This is a genomic window from Neptunitalea chrysea (genome assembly GCF_027924145.1).
Classification (GTDB): Bacteria; Bacteroidota; Bacteroidia; order Flavobacteriales; family Flavobacteriaceae; genus Neptunitalea; species Neptunitalea chrysea.
In genome coordinates this window covers 51501-74612 of the sequence record NZ_BRVP01000012.1, presented here as the reverse complement: position 1 = coordinate 74612, position 23112 = coordinate 51501, and the positions used below count along the sequence as shown (strand labels likewise).

The following is a 23112-nucleotide window of genomic DNA, read 5'->3' as shown; positions in this document are numbered from 1 at the left end:
ATAGGATGTTTCACGTGGAACAAAAAAATTAAAGGTATGTTTGATAGAGAATATGATGTAATTGTAGTTGGTGCTGGTCATGCCGGATCAGAAGCCGCAGCGTCGGCTGCTAATTTGGGAGCTAGCACGCTTTTAATTACAATGAATTTGCAAAACATAGCTCAGATGTCTTGCAATCCTGCTATGGGTGGTATTGCAAAAGGGCAAATAGTTCGTGAGATAGATGCACTTGGTGGGTATAGTGGAATTGTTACAGATAAGACCGCTATACAGTTTAAGATGTTGAATAAATCAAAAGGACCAGCTATGTGGTCGCCAAGAGCACAGAGTGACCGTATGCGTTTTGCAGAAGAATGGAGAATGATGTTAGAACAAACTCCAAATCTTGATTTCTATCAGGAAATGGTTTCAGGACTTATTATTGATAATGGTGAGATTAAAGGAGTGAAAACATCTTTAGGAGTATCTGTATATGCTAAGTCGGTTGTTTTAACGAATGGTACTTTTTTAAATGGGTTAATCCATATTGGTGAAAAACAATTTGGAGGTGGTAGAGCAGGGGAAAGAGCTGCTACAGGGATTACTGAAGATTTAGTAAATATAGGTTTTGAGTCGGGAAGAATGAAAACGGGTACACCTCCGCGTGTAGATGGTCGTTCTTTAGATTATAGTAAAATGCTGGTGCAACCAGGTGATAAGAATCCTGAGAAGTTTTCATATTCTAATAGTACAAAACCATTGGCGCATCAAAGAGATTGTCATATGGCTTATACCAGTGAATTGGTTCATGATTTGTTACGAACTGGTTTTGATAGATCTCCTATGTTTAATGGTTCTATTAAAAGTGTCGGACCAAGATATTGTCCGTCTATTGAAGATAAAATAAATCGTTTTGCTGATAAAGATCGTCATCAGTTATTTGTTGAACCTGAAGGATGGAATACGGTAGAGGTTTATGTAAATGGCTTTTCAACTTCGTTACCCGAGGATGTTCAATTTAAGGCGTTGCGTTCGGTAGAAGGTTTTGAGAAAGTAAAATTCTTTAGACCGGGTTATGCTATAGAGTATGATTATTTTCCACCAACGCAATTAAAACATACCTTAGAAACCAAATTGGTAGATGGTTTATATTTTGCCGGACAAATTAATGGTACTACAGGATATGAAGAGGCGGCATCGCAAGGTTTAATGGCGGGTATTAATGCTGCATTAAAAGTACAAGGTAAAGGGGATTTAGTTCTTAAACGTAACGAAGCATATATAGGGGTATTAATTGATGACCTTATTACAAAGGGTACCGAAGAACCGTATCGTATGTTTACATCACGTGCTGAATATAGAACGTTGTTACGACAAGATAATGCCGATTTACGTTTAACACCTAAAGGGTATAAAATTGGTTTAGCTAAAGAAGAACGGTTAAAGCGAATGGAAGAAAAACAACAAAAGGCAAATGCCTTTATACATTTCTTTAAAGAAACTAGTGTTAAGCCTGAAGATGCAAATCCGGTTTTAGAAACGTTAGCTTCAGCACCTATGAAGCAATCAGATAAAATGTATAAGGTGTTTTCTAGACCTCGTATTACTATGGATCATATGAAGCAGTTTCCTGAGGTAACTGAGTATATAAATGAACATAATTTAGATACCGAGGTATTAGAGCAAACAGAAATTGAAATTAAATACTCGGGCTATATTGCTAAAGAAAAAAACAATGCTGATAAGTTAAATAGACTAGAGGATATTAGAATACCTGATAGCTTTAATTATGATAAGTTAACCTCGGTTTCTTTTGAGGCTAGAGAAAAACTTAAAAAGATTAAACCGGCAACTTTGTCACAGGCTTCACGAATAAGTGGGGTATCACCAAGTGATATTAGTATTATGCTGGTGTATATGGGTAGATAAATAAGTTCCACGTGAAACAATTCGTGAAACAATATATAATGTTCCTGCTTTTGGCAGGAATATTTTGTTAATCGAGAATCGAAAATAAAAATAAAAATACAATTCTAGTAGATGCTATGTTTCGTTGGCCTGTTCTGAAGTTGTTTGCTCAATAATTGAGATTGAATGCTCCGATACTTGCCTCGAAATAAAAAATTAATGTTATAAATGCTTTGTTGGCTTGTCCCGAAGAAGTTTACTTATGAAAGAACAAGAAACTATTTTTTTAACGGTTAAAGATCATTCGGTTTCTAAAGAAACATTTCAATTGGTATTAAATACCGATTTAGAAATGTTGGAAACAAAACCACAACCTTCAGAAGATGCTTTACCAGCATATTACCAAAGTGAAGATTATATTTCTCATACCGATGCGAAGCGTTCGTTGTTTGAGAAATTATATCATTTAATAAAAACATATGCGTTGGTAAAAAAAGTAAAACTCATATACTCTTTTAAAACTAAAGAAAAAGAATTATTGGATATTGGTGCAGGTACGGGTGATTTTTTGAAACAAGCACAGTCTATGGGGTGGAGTGTATGTGGAGTAGAACCAAATGCATCTGCCATTGAGAACGCAAAAAAGAAAGGAATAGATTTATATAGTACCCTTGAAGTATTGCCACAGAAGAAATATGATGTAATAACATTATGGCATGTGTTGGAACATTTGCCAAATCTTGATGAGCAAATTGCAAAAATAACATACCTTTTAAAACCGGAAGGAGTAATTGTGATTGCGGTTCCTAATTATAATAGTTATGATGCTAATTATTACAAAGAGTTTTGGGCGGCGTATGATGTACCAAGACATCTTTGGCATTTTTCAAAAACTTCTATAAACAAATTATTTTCTAAACATGCATTTAGATTGGTAGATGTGCGTCCGTTAATTTTTGATTCATTTTATGTATCACTTTTATCAGAAAAGTATAAAACAGGGAAAATGAATTTTATTAGCGCATTTTATGTTGGGCTACGTTCAAATGTAAAGGCTATGCGTAGTAAGAACTATTCTTCGCTAATTTATGTGCTTAAAAAGTAAAATTTAAGCGAATAAGAGATTTTGATGCTGTTTTATAGGTGGTGCTATAGTAAATCCTTGCTAATTTTTGAAAGTGCCTTAAATCGCTTTAAAATAAGCTGTTTTTAATAAAGAAATTTTATAAGTATTAAATTTAACTATCGATATTGTTTATAGTTGCTTTTTACTTAAAATTGATAGTAGTTTGCAGTAATATAACATTCACTTTCTTATTTTTGCTTCGATGAATTTTTTGAACGTTTTTTTGTGTTCAATAAATTTTATCGAAATCAATTATAGATAAAACAAATTAGTAGATGAAAAAATTAGTAGTAACTTTTATTGCAGTAGTAGGATTAGTTTCTTGTGCAGAACAAGATAAAATTGTTTTTGTAGACAGAACTAAATTATTGGAAGAGTATCAAGGTAGAAAAGATATTCAAACGAAGCATGATGATAAAATGGAAAAACTTGCGTTTAAAAAAGATAGTATTAGTAAAGTACTTCAAATGGATGGACAAGAGTTTGACAAAAAATATAAAAACTTAAAGCAACCTACAGCTGCGGCTCAAGCAGATTATGAGGCGCTTGTTACTAAGCAGAAAAATTGGTCTGAAATTCTTCAGAGACGTGAGTACGAAATTAATACTGAAACTCAGAAAGAAGTTGATACGCTATTAAAAACAGTTAAAAAGTTTGTGAATCAGTTCGGTAAAGATAAGAAGTATACGTATATTCTTGGTGCTAACGATGCTGGTAGCGTTATGTATGGTGATGAAACTAGAGACGTTACTGAGGACGTATTGAAAGCTATTAATGACGATTACGCCAAAAACTAAAAGAGGTTAATACGCTTAAATAAAATTGAAAAACGCTGTAAAACAGCGTTTTTTTTGTGATATCTACTAAAATTGGTGTGATAATCTCTAAGGGTTTTAAAGTAGCAGGTTTCTTTTTAGGGGTGTACGAGTAGTATTTAGCATGGTCTGTATTACGTTTCAGATTAGATAAAGATAATGGAGGTATACATTGAGTATCCTGACATAAAGAGTTACTTAGCTGTTAAGGATTCACTAACTAATAATATTGATAATCAGTATTTTAGTAAATAGATTAGCTTGAAACAACGGAGTCTTACCGTGGGAAGTATTGCTTTGTTTTCATAAAGGGATAGTTTGAAAGCCTGAGCCAAGAATATGTAATGCTATCTAGATAAGTTTTTGATGGTACTTTATATGTAGATTGCTTTTGCATGTGCATTTCTATTTCGAGATAAGTCTAGTAGAATTTAATCTCAATTATTGAGTTCAATGCAGATAAAGAGTAGTTTATAAGTAAGAAACTATTGCAGTATATAGAATCCGGTATAAATCGTTTTTCAACTTATTTTGGTTGTATGTTCAAGCTGGCTTAAAAAATGGATATTTATATTAATGGGTTAATAGGTATAACAAAAAGAAAGAAGGAATAAGATAAATAACCGTATTTCGTGCTCCGTCATAATCTTTTACTATGCGCTGACCAATTACAAAGAAGAAGAGTACCAAAACACATAAAATACACCCATATAAAGCCATATGCGGGCTTTTTTCAATAATAAGCGCTACAACTCCAAGAACACATAAAATAGTGGCTATAACTTCAAATATTAAAACCTTAATCAATGCAATTTTTATAAAGCGTTGCATAAAGGTGTTCTTAAAATAATCGGTAAGCCAGGCAAGTTGTCCTTTAAAGTCAGCTATTTTTTCATATGAACTATACCCAAAGGTGATAATCAATAATAGTAAAATTGCTATTTCCGTGAGGTGTGGTATGTTCATGATATTTTGTTTCTGCAAAGTTACCAATTGTTGAAGCTAAAATTTTAATATTAACAGTAGCATTTTATCGTTGAGGGTATTAGTAACTTAGTAGGAAATTAGATTTTGATTTAATAGTATTTAAAATCTTTAAAATTTTGTTGTAATTTGATTCATACGAGTGCATGAAATTGTTTGTTTCATAATTAAAATTTACTGCTGTTTAGCAGTTTATACAACATTTTATAAATACTAGGGGTTTTAATTTAGGTAATTATTTTAAAATGTATTTTGTTGATTAACAATTATTTAATATTAATAGAATACTATATGTGTAACACTTCTGTTGTTTTAGGTACAAATGTAACTGTTGCAAAAAATGGCGATTTTTATATAAATTATAATAAGTAATTACGGCTTTTTAATGAAAATAAATGCCTTCTTAGAAAAACGATTTAATTATTTACATACAGCACGTGCAAAATGGATGTACATTATCAGTGCCACCATTTTTGTATATATATTTTTAATTGTTTTTCAGCCTTATGGGTTGCATGAGGAAATGAGAAATCCCGCCAACCCTAATTTACATAAATTTTTATTTCTTGTTTCTATTTCATTTAGTACGGTAATCTCACTCAGTTTATCGCAACATATACTTAGACCATTACTCGGTTTTCAGTCGGTTACCAATAAAAAATATGTGATTTGGTTTTTCTGTGAAACGTTTCTTATTACGCTAGTTACTTTTATTTTTTCGTTTATAGTACCCGATCTTGGCGATGATTTTGAAGAGGAATTAAACGTTGCTTTTCAGTTGGCCAATTATTTCAAAGCTTTTATCATCTTGTTATTTCCATTTTTTGGAACCATTGTTTATGAATTTATTCAACGATTGAATGAAGAGCTTAACGAGTTATCGGCTCAATTAACGGAGTATCAAAATACGTTTAAAAAAGTACATGAGGATGATCATGTCAATATTAAAGATGAGAACGGGAATGAAGTTATAAAACTGCAATTAAAAGATTTTTTATTAGCTGAATCAGGAAACCAATATGTGATTGTTTATTATTTAGAAGACCAACGTTTAAAGAAAGAAATCGTTAGAAACCGATTAAAAAATCTACTTTCAGACATACCAGATAGCTCGGTATATCAATGTCACAGATCATACATAATAAATCTATTAAATGTATCTCATTTGGAAAAAAAAGAAGGAAAAAATTATTTATTATTATATCAAGATGCAGGGTTAATAATTCCTGTATCTAAGTCGTATTTAGAGGAAATAAGAAAGGTACTAGAGGTATTTCATTCACTCCAAATACAGTCATTTTACTCCATAAGCGCAATATTATTAGTATTTATGGGTTTATTAGAAAAGTTTGCGGCATGTTTCACGTGAAAATATAAGCGAATAAAATAAAGTAAGTATCATAAAATGTAACGTACATTTTTTCATTAGGAAATACGGGTGCTACAAGTGCCGATAAGGAGAGTTCACCTGTTTAACTATAACAAGAAAGATACGTTACTATAATTTTGTAAAAATTTCATCAATTATAAAAAAAGAACTATGAAGAACATTTTTTTGGTGGTACTAAGTTTTTTCTCGGTATTGGTCTACAGTCAGGAAAACTTTGCAATAAGCGGTACCATTACCGATGCCAATAACGGTGAAACCGTTTATGGAGCATCGGTGTATCTTGAAGGAACTACCTATGGAGTTACTACTAATACGTATGGATTTTATTCTTTAACGGCGCCTGCGGGAACCTACAATGTAGTTATCTCCTACATCGGATATGAAATGGTTTCTAAAGAAATTAATTTAACTCAGGATATGAAGTTAAGTTTTGAAATTACAGAAGAATCTATGGCGTTAGACGAGGTAGTGGTAACTGCTGAAGAAACAGAAGCTACAGATATTAGAACGCCTCAAATGAGTGTAGCTACATTAAAAACAGAAACCATTAAGAAAATTCCGGTGGTTTTAGGTGAGGTAGATATTATTAAGTCCATTCAGTTACTTCCTGGGGTATCTAACGGAGGTGAAGGTTCTGGCGGATTTAATGTAAGAGGTGGTGCAGCAGATCAAAATCTGGTATTGTTAGATGAGGCTATTATTTATAATACGTCCCACTTATTTGGATTTTTCTCTGTGTTTAATGCAGATGCTATTAAAGATTTAGAGTTGTATAAAGGATCTATACCTGCTCAATTTGGGGGTAGGGTATCATCGGTTTTAGATGTACGCCAAAAAGACGGTAATAACAAAAATTTTGATGTTACCGGTGGTATTGGGGTGGTGTCTAGTAGATTGGCCTTAGAAGGGCCTATTGCAAAGGATAAGAGCTCATTTCTGCTAGCAGGAAGGGGTTCGTATGCTCATTTATTCTTAAAGCTCGCAGATGAGCCTAATTCGGCTTATTTCTATGATGTTAACGGAAAGGTTAACTATCAAATCAATGATCGTAATAAGTTGTACTTATCGGGTTATTATGGTAGAGATGTATTAAAAATCGATGGTATTTTTGAAAACAACTATGGGAATATATCGGCTAACCTAAGATGGAATCATGTGTTTAACGATAAATTGTTTTCGAATACGTCATTAATTTACAGTAAGTATGATTTTCAGGTAATTATTGATTTTAATGAATTGGACTGGGTGGCAGCCATTGATAATTATAATTTTAAATATGATTTAAAATACTATGCGAGTCAGAATTTAAAATTAAATGCGGGTGTTAGCAGTATCTATTATAAGTTTAATCCGGGTGAGGTGAAACCTACATCTGAAACTTCTCCTATTAATTATTTAAAACTAGATCAAAAGAAAGCTTTAGAAACTGGAATTTATGTAAGCGCAGAACATAAAATTACGGATAAACTTACAGCATTATATGGATTACGATATAGCTTTTTTAATCGTTTGGGCGGTCAATATTTAAACAATTACGCCAATGGTTTGCCAGTAGTGTACAACGAAGACTTAGGCGTATATGAAGAAGGAGAAGTGATTTCTGAAACTTATTACGATGATGGAGATGTAATAGAATCTTATGGTAATTTTGAACCACGTGTTGGTTTGTCGTATCAGTTGAATGATGATTCATCTATTAAGTTAGGGTATTCAAGAACAGCTCAATATTTACATTTGTTGTCTAACACCTCTGCAGTTACTCCAGTAGATGTGTGGTCACCAAGTGGTAAATTTATAAAACCACAGTTGTCAGATCAGTTTTCTGCTGGGTACTTTAAAAACATCAATAACAATAAATATTCGTTAGAAGTAGAAACGTTCTACAAAACCGTAGATAATAGAATAGATTATGTAGATGGTTCTGTGCTTATAGGTACCAATACCATTGAAACCGAAATTTTAACGGGGGAGTCTAGAGCCTACGGGTTAGAAGTATTGCTTAAAAAGAATAAAGGAAACCTAACTGGCTGGATTGCTTACACACTGTCTAAATCGGAACAAAGAACACCGGGCGGAGCTGCAGGTGGTTTAGGAATTAACGATGGAGAATGGTACAATACCTCGTATGACAGAACACATGATATATCTGTTACGGGTAGTTACTCATTAAATAAAAAATGGAGTTTGGGTGCCAATCTTATTTTCCAGACAGGAAGACCGGTTACCTATCCTAACGGACAATATGAGTACGAAGGTATTTCAATTGCTAATTATGCCGGTAGAAATGAAAATAGATTACCTGCATATCACCGTATAGATGTGTCTGCAACCTATACTCCAAATAAGAAACCAGATGCACGATGGAAAGGTGAATGGGTATTTAGTATTTATAACCTGTATAATCGTTATAATGCGGCCTCTATAACTTTTAGTCAAAATCAGGCTACAGGAGCTAATGAGGCTATTAGAACCAGTATTTTCGGAATTGTTCCTTCGGTAACCTATAACTTTAATTTTTAAAATAGCTATGAAAAAATATATGATAAAACCTCTTTTAGTAATCATGGGTATAGGATTATTTTTCACATCTTGTACCGATGTAGTAGATGTAGATTTAACTACAGAAGAACCAAATTTGGTGATAGAAGCTTCGTTAGATTGGGAAATTAACGATACCGGTGCCACTACCGGCAATGAACAAACAGTAAAACTAAGCATGTCTAGTCCTTACTTTTCTCAAGATCAGGTAGAAATGGTTACGGGCGCTACTGTGAAAGTAGTGAACAATGCAACGGGTGAAGAGTATCCGTTTACAGATCAGAACAACGGATATTATACCACCTTTAGTTTTGAACCTCTAGTAAATCAGTCTTTTACATTGTATGTTGAGTATGATGGCGAAAGTTATGAGGCTACCGATACGTTTGAGGAAGGAACCGTAATTTCAAACGTAGATCAATCTACAGAAGGTGGTTTTGATACCGATTTAACAGAGATTAATTATTACTTTCAGGACGATGCTACGCGCGATAACTTTTACTTTGTTAAGTTCTACCGTGATGGTGATTTATTAAATAGCATTGAAACCTTTTCTGATGAGTTTATAAACGGAAATCTAATAAATAATTTTTATGAATTAGATGACGATGATGATGACATAGAGCCTTTAAAACCTGGCGATGTGGTAGATATAAATTTCTATAGTATTACAGAACCCTACTATAATTATATGAATATTTTAATCTATCAGGCAGAAGAAGTAGGGAATCCATTTAGTACGGTACCAGTGGGTTTACAAGGAAATTGTAAAAATGTTTCAGGAGGTAAAGATGCCTACGGATATTTTAGAACTACTCAAGTAAATCAGGTAACTTACACTGTACAATAAAAGTATAACTGAAGCCGCCTGCAGTTTTTTGCGGGCGGTTTTATACGGTTTCTTTCTTATGTAAATAGCGGGTTAATTTTATAGAAAGATCCGTAAATATAATTTTGGCATTTCCGTTACGTTCCACGTGGTACATAGCAGTTTCTAATTCTTTGGTAATTTCTATAATGTTGGCACTGTGCACAAACGGAGCAAATTTTTCTAGTTTAAATCCTTCTTCATGCATGTCCATATATACCAAATCTTGAGTTTGGTAATGAAGTAGTAATGCTTGTCTAAACACCTCCATACAATAGGTTAAAAATTGCTTTTGAGTTTCCCTTCCGGTACCTGCAATTTCCTCGCTCCACATAATTAAATCGTTAATAACAGCCTTATTACCTTTAGCTTTAAAGGCACTACGTACCCAAAAGATAAACCAGCGCTCAAACACTAAATCTTCTGAATCGTTAACAGATAAATCGATGGCTTTGTTGTAATTGCCCTGTGCGCTATGGGCAACTTTTCCGGCTTCGGCCTCGGGTATTCCACGTGAAACCAACCCTTGTTTTATAACCTCCTCCGTTAACGGTGGAAAATGTAATATCTGACAACGCGATCTAATGGTTTGTATAATCTGTTCTTCTTTTTCGGCAATAAGAAGAAAGATGGTATCCTTAGGCGGTTCTTCTATAAGTTTTAAAAGCTTATTGGCAGCAGCCGTATTCATTCTATCAGCCATCCAGATAAGCATAATCTTATAACCACCTTCGTATGATTTTAGGCTAAGCGATTTTACAATATCAGTAGCCTCATCAACCCCAATAATCCCTTGTTTGTTTTCTATCCCTAATAGCTGAAACCAATCAAAGGTATTGCCATAAGGTTGCTTGGCAACAAACTGTCGCCATTCATTCATAAACGCATTGCTTACTGCATGCTTTTTAACCTTATCATTGGTAGCTACCGGAAAGGCAAAATGCAAATCGGGATGCGCTAAATGCTCAAACTTTAGATTGCAACTTTCATTTCCTCCAGTATTTTCACTACTTACATTTTTGCATAGTAAATACTGTGCATAAGCAATGGCCATAGGTAAGGTTCCGCAGCCTTCAGGGCCTACAAATAATTGAGCATGAGCTACCCTGTTACTATCGGCACTTACCGTTAAATGATTTTTAATATGTTGTTGTCCTAAAATTTCTGAAAAAAGCATACGCAAAGATAGGGGTTTTCAAATATTAAGTTTTTACTAATTTATGCCGATTATCATATTAAGGCTAATTAATATTAATTACATTTGTTATAAATAACTACAAGATAACATCCATAATATGAAAACAATTGATGATTTTAATTTTGAAAATAAGAAAGCATTAATAAGAGTTGATTTTAACGTACCGTTAGATGCAGAATTTAATGTAACGGATACTACACGTATTGAGGCTGCTAAACCAACTATCGTTAAAATTTTAGAAGACGGTGGTAGTGTAGTTTTAATGAGTCACTTAGGAAGGCCAAAAGGATTTCAGGATGAGTTTTCTTTAAAACATATTGTGGCAAAAGCTTCTGAAATTTTAGGTGTAGAGGTTAAATTTGTTGAAGATTGTATTGGTGAAAAAGTAGAAGCAGCTGTTGCAGATCTTAAACCAGGAGAAGTTTTAATTTTAGAGAATCTTCGTTTTTATGGAGAGGAAACTAAAGGAGATGAGGCTTTCTCTGAAAAGCTATCTAAATTTGGAGACATCTATGTAAACGATGCTTTTGGTACGGCGCACAGAGCACACGCATCTACTACAATTGTTGCAAAATTTTTCCCTGAAGCTAAATGTTTCGGATATTTATTAGCAAAAGAAATTGAAGCTATCGATAAAGTAATGGCAAGTGGAGAAAAACCTATTACTGCTATCTTAGGAGGATCTAAAGTGTCTTCTAAAATTACGATTATCGAGAACATTTTAGATAAAGTAGACAACTTGATTATTGGTGGAGGTATGACGTATACCTTTGTAAAAGCTCAAGGCGGTACTGTTGGTAATTCTATTTGTGAAGATGATAAGAAAGAACTTGCTTTAGATATTCTAAAACAGGCAGAAGCAAAAGGTGTTAAGATATACTTACCAGTAGATGTAATTGCTGCAGATGACTTTAAAAAAGATGCTAATACGCAAGTTACTCCTGTAAATGCTATTCCTGACGGATGGGAAGGTTTAGATGCAGGTCCTGAAACTCTTGAAATTTTCAAGAAAGTAATTTTAGAATCTAAAACTATTTTATGGAATGGTCCTGTTGGTGTTTTTGAAATGGAAACATTTGCAAAAGGTACTATTTCTGTAGGTAACTTTATAGATGAGTCTACTAAAAACGGAGCGTTCTCTCTTGTAGGTGGTGGTGACTCTGTAGCGGCTGTAAAACAGTTTGGCTTTGAAGATAAAGTAAGCTATGTTTCTACAGGTGGTGGAGCTATGTTAGAAAGCTTAGAAGGTAAAAAATTACCTGGTATTGCTGCTATTTTAGCGTAGTAATTTGAGTAACATAATGGTAAAGTATAAAACTCAATTATTGAGTAAATTTTACATAAAAATGAATAAAGAAAAACCTTGTCATTGGCAAGGTTTTTTTATTTTTAACGCAATTAGTTCACGTTTCTAATCAAAAAAACCGATTTTTGGCAGATTGAACATAAATCATTCTGAAAAATTAGAGGATAATATGAGATTTTTTTGTGCATTTAGTATGATTTTTTTGTCGGTTGGTTTGTATGCTCAAACTACAGATAACCTAAGTACTCAAATTGCAGATTCGTTAGCATTTCAAAAGGAAACCGGTAATTCTGTAGTAGTCTTAGATACTATTGGGAAAACCAATCTTGGGTATTTTCCGAAAGTAAGCGGAAAGTACGAGCTAAAAGATATAGAGTTACCGTACTGGATAGATACATTATGGTTAAAAGAATTATATAACTCTGAGTTGTACAATGAAATGTATGCCGATGTAACACGTGAAAACTTTGATGAGGTAACCTATAACGAATTACCTACCGATACTTTAAAAGCGCGTTTGGAACGATTGAACCAAAAAACGCCTTTTAATGTGGAATATAATCCAGAATTGGAGCGTATCATTAAATCGTTTTTAACCAATAGAAGACAAAGTTTAGAGCGTTTAATGGGTATAAGTGACTTCTATTTTCCAATTTTTGAAGAGAAGTTAGATAGGTATGATTTACCATTGGAAATTAAATACCTATCCATTGTAGAGTCGGCTTTAAATCCGAAGGCAAAATCTAGAGTGGGAGCTACAGGGTTATGGCAATTTATGTATCAGACCGGTAAAATGTACAAGTTAGATGTGAGTAGTTATGTAGATGAACGCTCAGATCCGATGCGTTCTACCGAGGCTGCTGCACAATTTTTATCTAAGCTATATGAAATTTTTGGCGATTGGGATTTAGCATTAGCAGCATATAACTCAGGTCCGGGTAATGTGAGTAAAGCTATTAGAAGATCGGGGGGATACCAAAATTATTGGAATTTAAGACCCTATCTTCCACGTGAAACAGCTGGTTATGTTCCGTTATTTTTAGCAACCATGTATGTTTTTGAATATGCAGATGAGCACGGATTTAAGCCTAAAAGAACTGTGTATCCGTATTTTAATACAGATACTATTCATATAAAAAATACCATTACGTTCGATCAAATTTCTGAACTTACCGGTATTGATATGGAGGAAATTCAGTTTTTTAATCCTTCTTATAAGCTAGATATTATTCCGTTTATTAAAGGAAAAAATTATACACTACGACTACCTAAAGAGAGTATTGGTAAATTTGTAGCTAATGAAGATAGTATCTATGCCTTTGTAAAGGCAGAAGAAGCAAAACGAGAAAAACCATTACCAAAGTTTTTCAATCAAGATACTAAGATTGTTTATAAAGTTCGTTCAGGAGATGTATTAGGAAAAATAGCCCAACGCTATAAAGTTAGGGTTAGTAGTATTAAGCGTTGGAACGGATTACGAAATAATAATATTAGAATTGGTCAAAGACTAATTATCTACCCAAGAAGCATTCCCAAATCACAGACAAAATCTGTAACAAAAAAACATACTAAAGCTACTAAAAATCAGGAAACTAACGGAAATTCAAAGTATCATATTGTTCAGGAAGGAGATTCGTTATGGAGTATTTCTAAAAAATATCCGGGAATTACTGTTGAACAAATTAAACTTTGGAATGATATTAGCGGTACTAATTTAAAGTTAGGCACAAAACTTAAATTGTGTGATTGTTAGATTATTAAATTAAACGCAAAAATGAAAAAAATATTTTTTTTCGTAGTTACAATTCTGGTTTTTCAAGGATGTAAAACCACTAAGGAGGAAGATTATAAACAACAATCTACCGGTCCTATCAATTCATTATCAGTAGTTATTAGTAATGAAATGTGGAACGGTAAAGTGGGTGATAAAATCAGGTCTTATTTTGCAGCTCCAATGGAAGGTTTAGCTACGGAGGAGCCTATATTTTCTATCCATCAAATGCCACCTTCTGTATTTACAGATTTTGCTAGAATGAGTAGAAATGTATTAGTGATTCAGAAATCCGATAAAGATGTTGCTGGTATTTCGGAAGATTTATATGCAAAACCACAACAAGTAGCAATAATTAACGGAACTTCTGAAGAAAAGATAATAGAGTTATTAGATACCAATGCACCTAAGATGGTAGCTAATTTTAAAGATCATGAGATTATTGAGTCTCAAAGAAGAATGGTTACTTCTAAGTCTAAGGAAGAAGCTTTGTTGAAAGAGTTCGGTATTACTTTAAAATTACCATCAACATATATTATTACTACTCAGGATACTAAGTTTTTCTGGATACGTAGACAAATTCAGAAATATGAAGGTGGAATCTTAGTATATGAGGTACCTTATGACAGTGTTCCCTCAGATGAGAACAATTATTACTTTGCTACGAAACACAATAAGGAGTATAATTTTGATAAGGATTTTACTGTAGAAACACCTGATGTAGCCTTGGCAAATTATGTAGTATCTATGAGAGATTCTATTGGTAAAGCCCATGTACCTGGTAGAGACCCTGAGCGTATGTATATGCAAACCGAAAAAGGATTTGCTCCAAGTATTCATAAGGTTGAGATAGATAATAGAAAGGCTATTGAGAGTAGAGGTTTATGGGAAATGAAAAACTTTTTAATGGGAGGACCGTATATTAATTACATGATTCCAGATAAGGCAAATAACAGATATATTGTTATTGATGGCTTTGTTTTTGCTCCATCTATAGATAAGAGAGATTATATATTTGAGTTAGAATCTATTGCGAAGTCTATTAAGTTTAAAGAAGACGCTGATTTTGATTTAGAGAAATATGATGTTGATAAAAAGAAGTAAGAACGCTAAAATACATGAGTTAAAAATCCTGCTTTTTGCAGGATTTTTTGGCTTTGTACTTTTTGTAATCTTTGCGTATTTCTTATAATTGAGATTAAATGCTCTGAGGCTTGTCTCGAAATAGAAATACAATGCTTACTAAATGCTTCGTGGGCTTGCCCCGAGGTAGTTTACTATGAAAAAACTATTTTTGAATTCTAAATAATTAATACAATCGAATGACTATACTATCTTATATTCTTCAGCATACCAATTTACCTGAAAAGGGTGTTACTAACACCCTAAAATTATTACAAGAAGATTGTACAATTCCTTTTATCTCAAGATATCGTAAAGAAATGACCGGAAATCTTGATGAGGTACAGATAGGTGATATAGCAAAATATAAAGCGGCTTTTGAAGAAGTACAAAAGCGTAAGGAAACCATTTTAAAGGCAATACATGAGCAAGATGCTTTAACGCCTGAGTTAAAACAAAGAATAGAGGCAGCTTCTACCTTAGTACAGTTAGAAGATTTGTATTTGCCTTATAAAAAACAGCGTACAACCAGAGCTGCGATAGCTAAGAAAAAAGGGTTAGAGCCTTTGGCTAAAGTTATATTTAATCAGCGTGAAGAGAATGTGGATTTTGTAGCTCAGAAATACTTAAATGGTGAGGTAGCTTCTATAGAAGACGCCTTACAAGGTGCCAGAGATATTATAGCTGAGTGGGTTAACGAGAATGAGTTTGTACGGAAGAAGATACGAAGCTTGTATAGCAGAAGGGCTACAGTTATGGCCAAAGTAGTAAAAAGTAAGAAAGATGATGAAGATGCACAGAAATATCAACAGTATTTTGATTGGAATGAACCCTTGAACAAAGCACCATCTCACCGTTTGTTAGCAATGTTAAGGGCTGTGAACGAAGGTTATGTAAAACTTAAGGTAGATGTGGAGAAAGATGATGCATTGGATCTTATTGATGACGTAATTATTAGAACAGAAGTAGAGAGTAGTACCAATCAGGTATTTATGGCTATAGAAGATGCTTATAAAAGACTATTGCAACCTGCTATATCTAATGAAGCTTTAAAGGAAGCAAAAGAGCGTGCAGATGAGGCTGCTATAAAAGTGTTTTCTTCTAATTTAAGGCAATTGCTACTGGCAGCTCCATTGGGAGAAAAACGTATTTTAGCATTAGATCCGGGGTATAAGAGTGGTTGTAAAGTGGTTTGTTTAGATGAAAATGGAGATTTAAAACATAACGAGAATATCTATCCGCACCCACCTCAACGTGAAACCGCCATGGCTATTAAAAAAATTAGGAGTCTGGTAAATGCGTATGATATTGAGACTATTGCCATTGGTAATGGCACCGCTTCACGTGAAACGGAAGCCTTTATTAAACGTATAGCCTTTGATAGAGACCTACAGGTATTTATAGTAAATGAAAGTGGAGCATCTGTGTACTCTGCTTCTAAAATTGCACGAGCTGAGTTTCCTACCTATGATGTTACGGTGCGGGGTGCTGTGTCTATAGGAAGACGCTTGTCTGATCCCTTAGCAGAGCTGGTAAAAATAGATCCGAAATCGATTGGTGTAGGGCAATATCAACACGATGTAGATCAGTCTAAGTTAAAATCAGAGTTAGATACGGTGGTTATGAGTTGTGTAAATACGGTTGGGGTAAATGTAAACACTGCCAGTGCACCCCTGTTAAGTTATGTATCGGGTATTGGTACTTCGTTGGCAGAAAATATTGTAAAGTACAGAACCGAGCACAATGGAATAAAATCTAGAAAAGAGCTGTTGAAAGTCCCGCGCTTAGGAGCCAAGGCTTTTGAGCAAAGTGCTGCCTTTTTACGTATAGCACTGCCAGAGCATCCGTTAGATAATTCGGCGGTACACCCAGAGCGTTATAAGCTGGTAGAAAAGATGGCAAAGGATAAGAAAGTTTCGGTTACCGAGCTAGTTGGAAACAAAGAGCTTATTAAAAGCCTTAATTTAAAACAATATTGCACTGATGAAGTAGGAATGCTTACCTTAGAAGATATTGCATCAGAATTAGAGAAACCGGGCTTAGATCCTAGAAAGAAGGCCAAGGTGTTTGAGTTTGATAAGAATATCAAGACGATTAACGATGTAAGGGCTGGTATGAAAGTACCAGGTATTGTAAATAATATTACCAATTTTGGATGTTTTGTAGATATAGGAATTAAAGAAAGTGGATTGGTTCATATTTCTAAACTAGCTAATGAGTTTATCTCAGATGTAAACTCGGTAGTACAATTACACCAGCATGTAATGGTTACGGTTACAGAGGTAGACATTTCTAGAAAACGTATTCAACTATCTATGATTGATTAAGCAGTGGTTTTATGGTTTCTTTTTTTAAGTAGGTAAAAAGAAGTAGCTATTAGAATGGCAATACCACCTTCTATAGCTACCGAAAGTGAACTACCTGCCTGATGTGATAGAATACCTAACACCAAACCACCCAAAGGAAGCATTCCAAATAATGACATTGCAAATAAACTAATTATACGGCCTCGCATTTCAGGGGCCGATTTTGTTTGTATAATAGTTAAGCAAATGGTAGACTGGGTAAGCCCACAAAAGCCTGTAACTACAGATAATAGGAGAGCAGCAGGTAAATATTCCATATAGGCAAACGTAATAAGTGCTCCTCCTAAAATTACTGCATTTATTAGTACTATATTTACCATTCTGCTGGTTTCTTTTTGGGCTGCTAAAAAGAGAGACCCCAATATGGCTCCAAAGCCAATACAGCTGGTAATATACCCGTATGTTTGTGCATCACCTTTAAACATCTCTTTGGCAAAATCGGGTAATAAGGTAATGTAAGGCGAAACAAAAAAGGCAATACAGGCTGTATAAATGGTTAGTATGCCAAGCTGAGAATTTTGTTTTAAATAGGCAATACTTTCTTTAATTTCTTTGAGGTTACTCTGTTTTTTAACCTTGGTTTCGTGGGGTAACATTTTTAATGAAAATAAAGAGATAATCACAGCTAAATAGCTTAATGTATTCAAAGAAAAACAGACGCCTGCACCAAATTTACTTAGTGTAATTCCGGCAAGTGCAGGGCCTAATAAACGGGCAATATTCACAATAGAGGAATTAAGCGCTACGGCATTTTGCAAATCGGTAGTGTTGTCTACTAGCAGATGCATAAGCGATTGCCGTGCAGGCATATCAAAAGCGTTGATAATACCCAATATGGTAATAAGTACTAAAATGTGCCAAATTTCAAATCCGCCCACAAAAATAAGTATGGTTAAAATTGCCGCTTGAATAAAGGATGCTATTTGGGTTATAATTACAATTTTGTGTTGGTCGTATCGGTCAGCTAAAATACCACCGTACAGCGAAAGTAAAAACATGGGAAATTGAGAGCAAAAAGCTGTAAGCCCTAACATAAAGGTAGAGTTGGTTAAATCATACACCACCCAACTTACTGCAGTACGTTCCATCCAGGTTCCAATACGGGAAATGGCTTGTCCGGAAATAAAAATTCTGAAATTAGGATGTTGTAATGCTCTGAATGTGTTTTTTGACCATGCTTTCATAACCCGATAATGGAGATTAAAGGTACCAGAATTAACCAGTTAATTACTAGTAAGATGTTTCTAGTTGGCAGGTCTTTAAAAAAATAAAACCACACTTTATTAGAGTGTGGTTTTACGTATATGTTTTTGTAGAATATTATTCTTTATTACTACTAGTTGAAGTAGTATCTTTATCATCTTCAGTTTTGGAAGCATCTTTAAATTCTTTAATTCCGCTACCTAACCCACGCATCATTTCAGGTATTTTTTTACCTCCAAAAAGTAATAATACCAAAATGGCCACTACTGCTATTTGCCAAGGACCTACCCCTCCTAAAAAAATTGATAATTCCATTATTTTTCAAATTTATGAAGCAAAGGTAAAAAGAAATGTTTAATATCAACGTTAATTATGATATTTTTGATTTTAACATTATGAGAAAAAATTCAATACGTATATTTGTTACATGAAGAAAGGTAAATCGTCCAGAAGGAATAAGTTACATAAAAAATGGATCTATAAATACCGACTGGTAATTTTAAATGAAGATACGTTTGAAGAGCACTTATCATTTAAGTTAAACAGGCTTAATGTATTTGTATTTGGCTCTTTATCTTCTATATTTTTAATAGCAGTAACAACGGTTATTATTGCGTTTACTCCTTTGAGAGAGTACATACCCGGATACTCATCGGTAAAATTAAAAGATGAAACTGCTCAGTTATTAGTAAGGACAGATTCGGTTACTCAAGAATTAAATGCAAACCATCTGTATTTAGAATCTATAAGAAAGGTATTAACAGGTGATTTATCATCTGCAGATATAAGCAAAGATTCTATAAAAGCTGTGCAGGAAAAGAATGATGTAAAGTTAGATTTTGGTACTAATAAAGCAGACTCTATTTTACGAGAAGAAGTAGCAAAGGAAGACAGATATAATTTTTCTGGTGCTACAGAAAACGCTATGAACTTTGTATTGTTTTCTCCGGTAAGCGGAACCATTTCTAACGATTATAACCCTAAAGAAAAACATTATGCAGTAGATATTGTTTCTACGGCAAATGCTCCAGTGAAATCGGTTGGAGACGGTAGGGTTATTTTTTCGGAGTGGACAACAGAAACCGGATATGTTATAATGATAGAACATTTTAATGGTCTTGTTTCTGTATACAAACACAATGCTTCTTTAAACAAATCGCAAGGAGATTTTGTAAAGAGTGGAGAGGTAATTGGTACTGTTGGTAACACAGGAGAACTTACCACCGGACCACATTTACATTTTGAACTTTGGAATAATGGGTATCCAGTAGACCCAACACAATACATAGATTTTAAATAAAGGTATTTATGTCATTAAAATCTTTTGCAGCTAAACTATTTGCTAAACGAGTAGTATCAAAATCTCGTGAATGGATTGAAAATCCGGTGGCAACACAACAAAAAGTATTTAACGAACTTATTGCTAAAGCTGCCCAAACCAAATTTGGGAAAGATCATAATTTTGATTCCATTGAATCGTACTCAGATTTTACTGCTCAGGTTCCTGTGCGTGATTACGAAGCGCTAAAAACATATGTAGAAGAAGTAGTAGAAGGAAAAGAGGATATTTTATGGCCCGGAAAACCTATTTATTTTGCAAAAACATCGGGTACTACAAGTGGTGTAAAATACATTCCTATTACTAAAGAATCTATGCCATCGCATATTGAGGCTGCCCGTAATGCTATTTTATTTTATATAGCAGAAAGCGGAGAAGCTGACTTTGTAGACGGCAAGATGATTTTTTTACAAGGAAGTCCTATTCTAAAGGAAGAAAACGGTGTTAAATTAGGAAGATTATCGGGTATTGTAGCCCATTACGTTCCGGGATATTTACAAAAAAATCGAATGCCTAGTTGGGAAACCAATTGTATAGATGATTGGGAAACGAAGGTAGATACCATAGTAGATGAGACCCTTAAAGAAGATATGTCTATTATTAGCGGAATACCTTCTTGGGTACAAATGTATTTTGAGCGATTGCAACAAAGAACAGGAAAACCAGTTGGTGAGATATTTCCGAACTTTAAATTGTTTATTTACGGTGGGGTAAATTTTGAACCCTACAGAGCTAAATTTAATAACCTTATTGGTAGAAGTGTACCGAGTATAGAGCTGTTTCCGGCAAGTGAAGGCTTTTTTGCATATCAAGACACCCAAACCGAGAAAGGAATGTTATTACTTTTGAACTCGGGCATATTTTATGAGTTTATAAAATCGGATTCGTTTTTTGAAGAAAACCCTAAGCGGTTAACTATTGCTGAGGTAGAACTAGGTGTAAACTATGTTTTAATTATCTCTACCAATGCCGGTTTATGGTCATATAACGTTGGCGATACGGTTCAGTTTACTTCTCTTAAGCCGTATAGGGTTATTGTATCGGGTAGAATTAAGCATTACATTTCTGCTTTTGGAGAGCATGTAATTGCTAAAGAAGTGGAAGAAGCCCTAAAAATAGCTACGGCTAATACAGCGGTGAGTATTAATGAATTTACAGTGGCACCTCAAATAACACCTGAAGAGGGATTACCTTATCATGAGTGGTTTATAGAGTTTGAAACTCTACCTGCTGATATGGATGCTTTTGCTGAGGCAATAGATACAGCAATGCAACAACAGAACACCTATTACGATGATTTAATAACTGGTAAAGTATTGCAACCATTAAAAATAACTTCGGTACAAAAAAATGCCTTTTCTGCTTATATGAAATCTATTGGAAAGCTTGGCGGGCAGAACAAAGTACAGCGATTATCTAATAATCGTAAAGTAGCAGATGCCTTGACTTTATATAAAATTTAAATTCATATAAAATTTTAGACGTATTTTTGTATCTTAAAAATTGATATGACAACTACAAGTACCATACAGCAGACCAGAGCACAGGAGTCTACCGCAGCCATAGAACGTTTATATATTACCATGAGACACCTGTTTAACAGGGGATTCTATAAACCTATGGGAATTTCAGGAGAAACATTACGGGAGTCGTTACTGTTATTACGTCCTGAAATATATGGTACCATTTCTGAAGATAAAACCGAGATAAACGGTTTAATGTATATACTAGAGCGCTTGCCAGAAGGTATTGAGGAGTGCCGATTTATTAACTTAACTTCTAATGAAGGGTATCATCAATCGCATTTTGATGCTATTATACCGCCAAAGCGTAGAAGAAATTGCTATCGTATAGACGATGAGCAAATGAATATTGAAATTACTCGTGGACGTTCAGATATCTATGATATTCTTACCCATTTAACCTTCATGTTTATTGAGTCTCATAAAATAGCCAATAAAGTATTGGTAGGTGAAGATGGCAAAACCACCAGAGATTGGGAGAAGATTGAAACGGCTGTAAAAAAAGGGAAATTAAATCAATCTGAAAGAGAGGTAGCTTTTATTCACCTTGGTAATGTATTGGGAAGAACTTTTGAAGAGATTTTAACCGCTCACAATACCTTTACCACTAAAAAACAACCCGAACGCTTTTTACATGTAATTTATTGGATGGGTAAACTTGCCATTGAAGAGATTGTAGAAAACGATAAGCGCACTATTACATTTAGCTCGGTATTAAGAGAGCGTTTAGGACACCATATTCATGGTGATGTATGGGCTTCTAACATTAAAAAAGTATTAAAAGATAATAACTTACTTGGCAGACCTGTACACATTATAAGTGCTAATATGCATAGTGTAATGAATAGTATTTATGCAGATCAAGTATTAGATAAAGAATATAAAGACAAAAAATCGTTTAACGTTTTTGAGGCGTTGAGTGAACTTGGTAATGATGCATTACGAAAAAAAGTAAGAGACTTTGCTCTTAAGAACGGAATGATTCAGGTAGATGATACTTCTGGTACCAACATAGATGTTCAAATATTTGACACCGCTAAAATCAACTTTACGAAAAGTAGGTTTGCGCCAAATGCAACCACACCTGATGAAGAGAAACCGGTGCTATTTGTAATGGATTATGCTTTTGGTGAACAGGCTTACGAAACCATTGATGAGTTTTTAAAACCATATAAAGAGGAAGAAAAAACTACATTTTTAAAAGTAGATTCGGTTTCTATTATGGGTAAAGCTGGTATTCTTGAAGGAGGAAAAGGAGATCTTATGATTCCGAATGCTCACATATTTGAGGGTACAGCCGATAATTATCCGTTTAATAATGAGTTGTGTGCCGCAGATTTTGAAAATAACGACCTGAAAGTTTTTGAGGGGTCTATGGTAACGGTTTTAGGCACCTCACTACAAAATAAAGATGTATTGAAGTTTTTCCATGAATCTACCTGGAATGTGATAGGTTTAGAGATGGAAGGTGTTCATTATCAAAAAGCTATACAGTCTGCTTCTAAAATTAGAAAGAGCATACGAAACGATGTAAAAGTCCGTTATGCATACTATGCCTCTGATAATCCATTAGAAACCGGTAGTACATTAGCTTCGGGCGGATTAGGGATTACAGGAGTGAAACCAACATATTTAATTACCATTAAAATATTAGAACAAATATTAAACTAAGTTAT

Annotated in this window: 17 protein-coding genes; 13 read left to right on the top strand and 4 right to left on the bottom strand. The window is 34.1% G+C overall.

Features of this window, described 5'->3' with window-relative positions; all coding sequences use genetic code 11:
- Window positions 1-36 precede the first annotated feature (36 nt).
- The 3 genes from mnmG (at window position 37) to NBRC110019_RS09960 (ending at window position 3810) form a co-directional block, all read left to right on the top strand.
- The gene (gene mnmG, locus NBRC110019_RS09970) at window positions 37-1908 is read left to right on the top strand and encodes a tRNA uridine-5-carboxymethylaminomethyl(34) synthesis enzyme MnmG (RefSeq protein WP_281754493.1); all 1872 of its coding nucleotides are present in this window, start codon (window positions 37-39) and stop codon (window positions 1906-1908) included.
- Between the two features lie 241 nt (window positions 1909-2149).
- A complete protein-coding gene (locus NBRC110019_RS09965) occupies window positions 2150-2992 on the top strand; it encodes a class I SAM-dependent methyltransferase (protein ID WP_281754491.1) in 843 nt (280 codons plus the stop codon).
- 296 nt (window positions 2993-3288) lie between these two features.
- Window positions 3289-3810, top strand: a complete 522-nt coding sequence (locus NBRC110019_RS09960) for an OmpH/Skp family outer membrane protein (RefSeq protein ID WP_281754489.1) — start codon at window positions 3289-3291, stop codon at window positions 3808-3810.
- Between the two features lie 591 nt (window positions 3811-4401).
- Here the strand turns inward: NBRC110019_RS09960 and NBRC110019_RS09955 are convergent.
- Window positions 4402-4794 (bottom strand): DoxX family protein, encoded by a 393-nt coding sequence (locus tag NBRC110019_RS09955; RefSeq protein WP_281754487.1) that lies wholly within the window; start codon window positions 4792-4794, stop codon window positions 4402-4404.
- 403 nt (window positions 4795-5197) lie between these two features.
- Between NBRC110019_RS09955 and NBRC110019_RS09950 the strand changes: the two genes are divergently transcribed.
- The 3 genes from NBRC110019_RS09950 (at window position 5198) to NBRC110019_RS09940 (ending at window position 9590) form a co-directional block, all read left to right on the top strand.
- On the top strand, window positions 5198-6181 hold the full coding sequence (locus NBRC110019_RS09950; RefSeq protein WP_281754485.1) for a LytR/AlgR family response regulator transcription factor: 984 nt from the start codon (window positions 5198-5200) through the stop codon (window positions 6179-6181).
- 171 nt (window positions 6182-6352) lie between these two features.
- A complete protein-coding gene (locus tag NBRC110019_RS09945; RefSeq protein WP_281754484.1) occupies window positions 6353-8722 on the top strand; it encodes a TonB-dependent receptor in 2370 nt (789 codons plus the stop codon).
- Between the two features lie 19 nt (window positions 8723-8741).
- Window positions 8742-9590, top strand: a complete 849-nt coding sequence (locus NBRC110019_RS09940; RefSeq protein WP_281754483.1) for a DUF4249 family protein — start codon at window positions 8742-8744, stop codon at window positions 9588-9590.
- Between the two features lie 40 nt (window positions 9591-9630).
- Here the strand turns inward: NBRC110019_RS09940 and NBRC110019_RS09935 are convergent, their stop codons facing one another.
- Complete coding sequence (locus NBRC110019_RS09935; protein ID WP_281754482.1) at window positions 9631-10785, bottom strand: DNA polymerase III subunit; 1155 nt, start codon at window positions 10783-10785, stop codon at window positions 9631-9633.
- Between the two features lie 118 nt (window positions 10786-10903).
- Between NBRC110019_RS09935 and NBRC110019_RS09930 the strand changes: the two genes are divergently transcribed.
- The 4 genes from NBRC110019_RS09930 to NBRC110019_RS09915 all read left to right on the top strand — a co-directional run bounded on the left by NBRC110019_RS09930 (window position 10904) and on the right by NBRC110019_RS09915 (window position 17332).
- Window positions 10904-12091, top strand: a complete 1188-nt coding sequence (locus NBRC110019_RS09930; protein WP_281754480.1) for a phosphoglycerate kinase — start codon at window positions 10904-10906, stop codon at window positions 12089-12091.
- A 190-nt stretch (window positions 12092-12281) separates the two neighbouring features.
- Entirely contained in the window at window positions 12282-13865 is a 1584-nt protein-coding gene (locus NBRC110019_RS09925; RefSeq protein WP_281754478.1) for a LysM peptidoglycan-binding domain-containing protein, read from the top strand.
- Between the two features lie 21 nt (window positions 13866-13886).
- On the top strand, window positions 13887-14987 hold the full coding sequence (locus NBRC110019_RS09920; protein WP_281754476.1) for a DUF4837 family protein: 1101 nt from the start codon (window positions 13887-13889) through the stop codon (window positions 14985-14987).
- 218 nt (window positions 14988-15205) lie between these two features.
- Window positions 15206-17332, top strand: a complete 2127-nt coding sequence (locus NBRC110019_RS09915) for a Tex family protein (RefSeq protein ID WP_281754475.1) — start codon at window positions 15206-15208, stop codon at window positions 17330-17332.
- Here NBRC110019_RS09915 and NBRC110019_RS09910 read toward each other — a convergent pair.
- Window positions 17329-18555, bottom strand: a complete 1227-nt coding sequence (locus tag NBRC110019_RS09910; protein ID WP_281754474.1) for an MFS transporter — start codon at window positions 18553-18555, stop codon at window positions 17329-17331. The genes NBRC110019_RS09915 and NBRC110019_RS09910 overlap by 4 nt on opposite strands.
- A 136-nt stretch (window positions 18556-18691) precedes the next feature.
- A complete protein-coding gene (gene tatA / locus NBRC110019_RS09905; protein ID WP_281754551.1) occupies window positions 18692-18892 on the bottom strand; it encodes a twin-arginine translocase TatA/TatE family subunit in 201 nt (66 codons plus the stop codon).
- A 109-nt stretch (window positions 18893-19001) separates the two neighbouring features.
- On the opposite strand from tatA, the gene NBRC110019_RS09900 reads away from it, so the two are divergent.
- Genes NBRC110019_RS09900 through NBRC110019_RS09890 form a run of 3 tightly spaced genes read left to right on the top strand, consistent with a single transcriptional unit; the run spans window position 19002 to window position 23107 of the window.
- Window positions 19002-19874, top strand: coding sequence for a M23 family metallopeptidase (locus tag NBRC110019_RS09900; protein WP_281754472.1), 873 nt, complete (start codon window positions 19002-19004; stop codon window positions 19872-19874).
- Between the two features lie 8 nt (window positions 19875-19882).
- Window positions 19883-21376 (top strand): GH3 auxin-responsive promoter family protein, encoded by a 1494-nt coding sequence (locus NBRC110019_RS09895; RefSeq protein ID WP_281754470.1) that lies wholly within the window; start codon window positions 19883-19885, stop codon window positions 21374-21376.
- A 45-nt stretch (window positions 21377-21421) separates the two neighbouring features.
- Window positions 21422-23107 carry a DUF6909 family protein gene (locus tag NBRC110019_RS09890; protein ID WP_281754468.1) on the top strand — a complete coding sequence of 562 codons (1686 nt, stop codon included), beginning with the start codon at window positions 21422-21424 and terminating at the stop codon, window positions 23105-23107.
- Window positions 23108-23112 lie beyond the last annotated feature (5 nt).

What these genes read in the sequence shown, in the direction of transcription:
- mnmG (WP_281754493.1), top strand. Translation starts at nt 37, where the DNA reads ATGTTTGATAGAGAATATGATGTAATTGTAGTTGGTGCTGGTCATGCC.
- NBRC110019_RS09965 (WP_281754491.1), top strand. Translation starts at nt 2,150, where the DNA reads ATGAAAGAACAAGAAACTATTTTTTTAACGGTTAAAGATCATTCGGTT.
- NBRC110019_RS09960 (WP_281754489.1), top strand. Translation starts at nt 3,289, where the DNA reads ATGAAAAAATTAGTAGTAACTTTTATTGCAGTAGTAGGATTAGTTTCT.
- NBRC110019_RS09955 (WP_281754487.1), bottom strand. Translation starts at nt 4,794, where the DNA reads ATGAACATACCACACCTCACGGAAATAGCAATTTTACTATTATTGATT.
- NBRC110019_RS09950 (WP_281754485.1), top strand. Translation starts at nt 5,198, where the DNA reads ATGAAAATAAATGCCTTCTTAGAAAAACGATTTAATTATTTACATACA.
- NBRC110019_RS09945 (WP_281754484.1), top strand. Translation starts at nt 6,353, where the DNA reads ATGAAGAACATTTTTTTGGTGGTACTAAGTTTTTTCTCGGTATTGGTC.
- NBRC110019_RS09940 (WP_281754483.1), top strand. Translation starts at nt 8,742, where the DNA reads ATGATAAAACCTCTTTTAGTAATCATGGGTATAGGATTATTTTTCACA.
- NBRC110019_RS09935 (WP_281754482.1), bottom strand. Translation starts at nt 10,785, where the DNA reads ATGCTTTTTTCAGAAATTTTAGGACAACAACATATTAAAAATCATTTA.
- NBRC110019_RS09930 (WP_281754480.1), top strand. Translation starts at nt 10,904, where the DNA reads ATGAAAACAATTGATGATTTTAATTTTGAAAATAAGAAAGCATTAATA.
- NBRC110019_RS09925 (WP_281754478.1), top strand. Translation starts at nt 12,282, where the DNA reads ATGAGATTTTTTTGTGCATTTAGTATGATTTTTTTGTCGGTTGGTTTG.
- NBRC110019_RS09920 (WP_281754476.1), top strand. Translation starts at nt 13,887, where the DNA reads ATGAAAAAAATATTTTTTTTCGTAGTTACAATTCTGGTTTTTCAAGGA.
- NBRC110019_RS09915 (WP_281754475.1), top strand. Translation starts at nt 15,206, where the DNA reads ATGACTATACTATCTTATATTCTTCAGCATACCAATTTACCTGAAAAG.
- NBRC110019_RS09910 (WP_281754474.1), bottom strand. Translation starts at nt 18,555, where the DNA reads ATGAAAGCATGGTCAAAAAACACATTCAGAGCATTACAACATCCTAAT.
- NBRC110019_RS09900 (WP_281754472.1), top strand. Translation starts at nt 19,002, where the DNA reads ATGAAGAAAGGTAAATCGTCCAGAAGGAATAAGTTACATAAAAAATGG.
- NBRC110019_RS09895 (WP_281754470.1), top strand. Translation starts at nt 19,883, where the DNA reads ATGTCATTAAAATCTTTTGCAGCTAAACTATTTGCTAAACGAGTAGTA.
- NBRC110019_RS09890 (WP_281754468.1), top strand. Translation starts at nt 21,422, where the DNA reads ATGACAACTACAAGTACCATACAGCAGACCAGAGCACAGGAGTCTACC.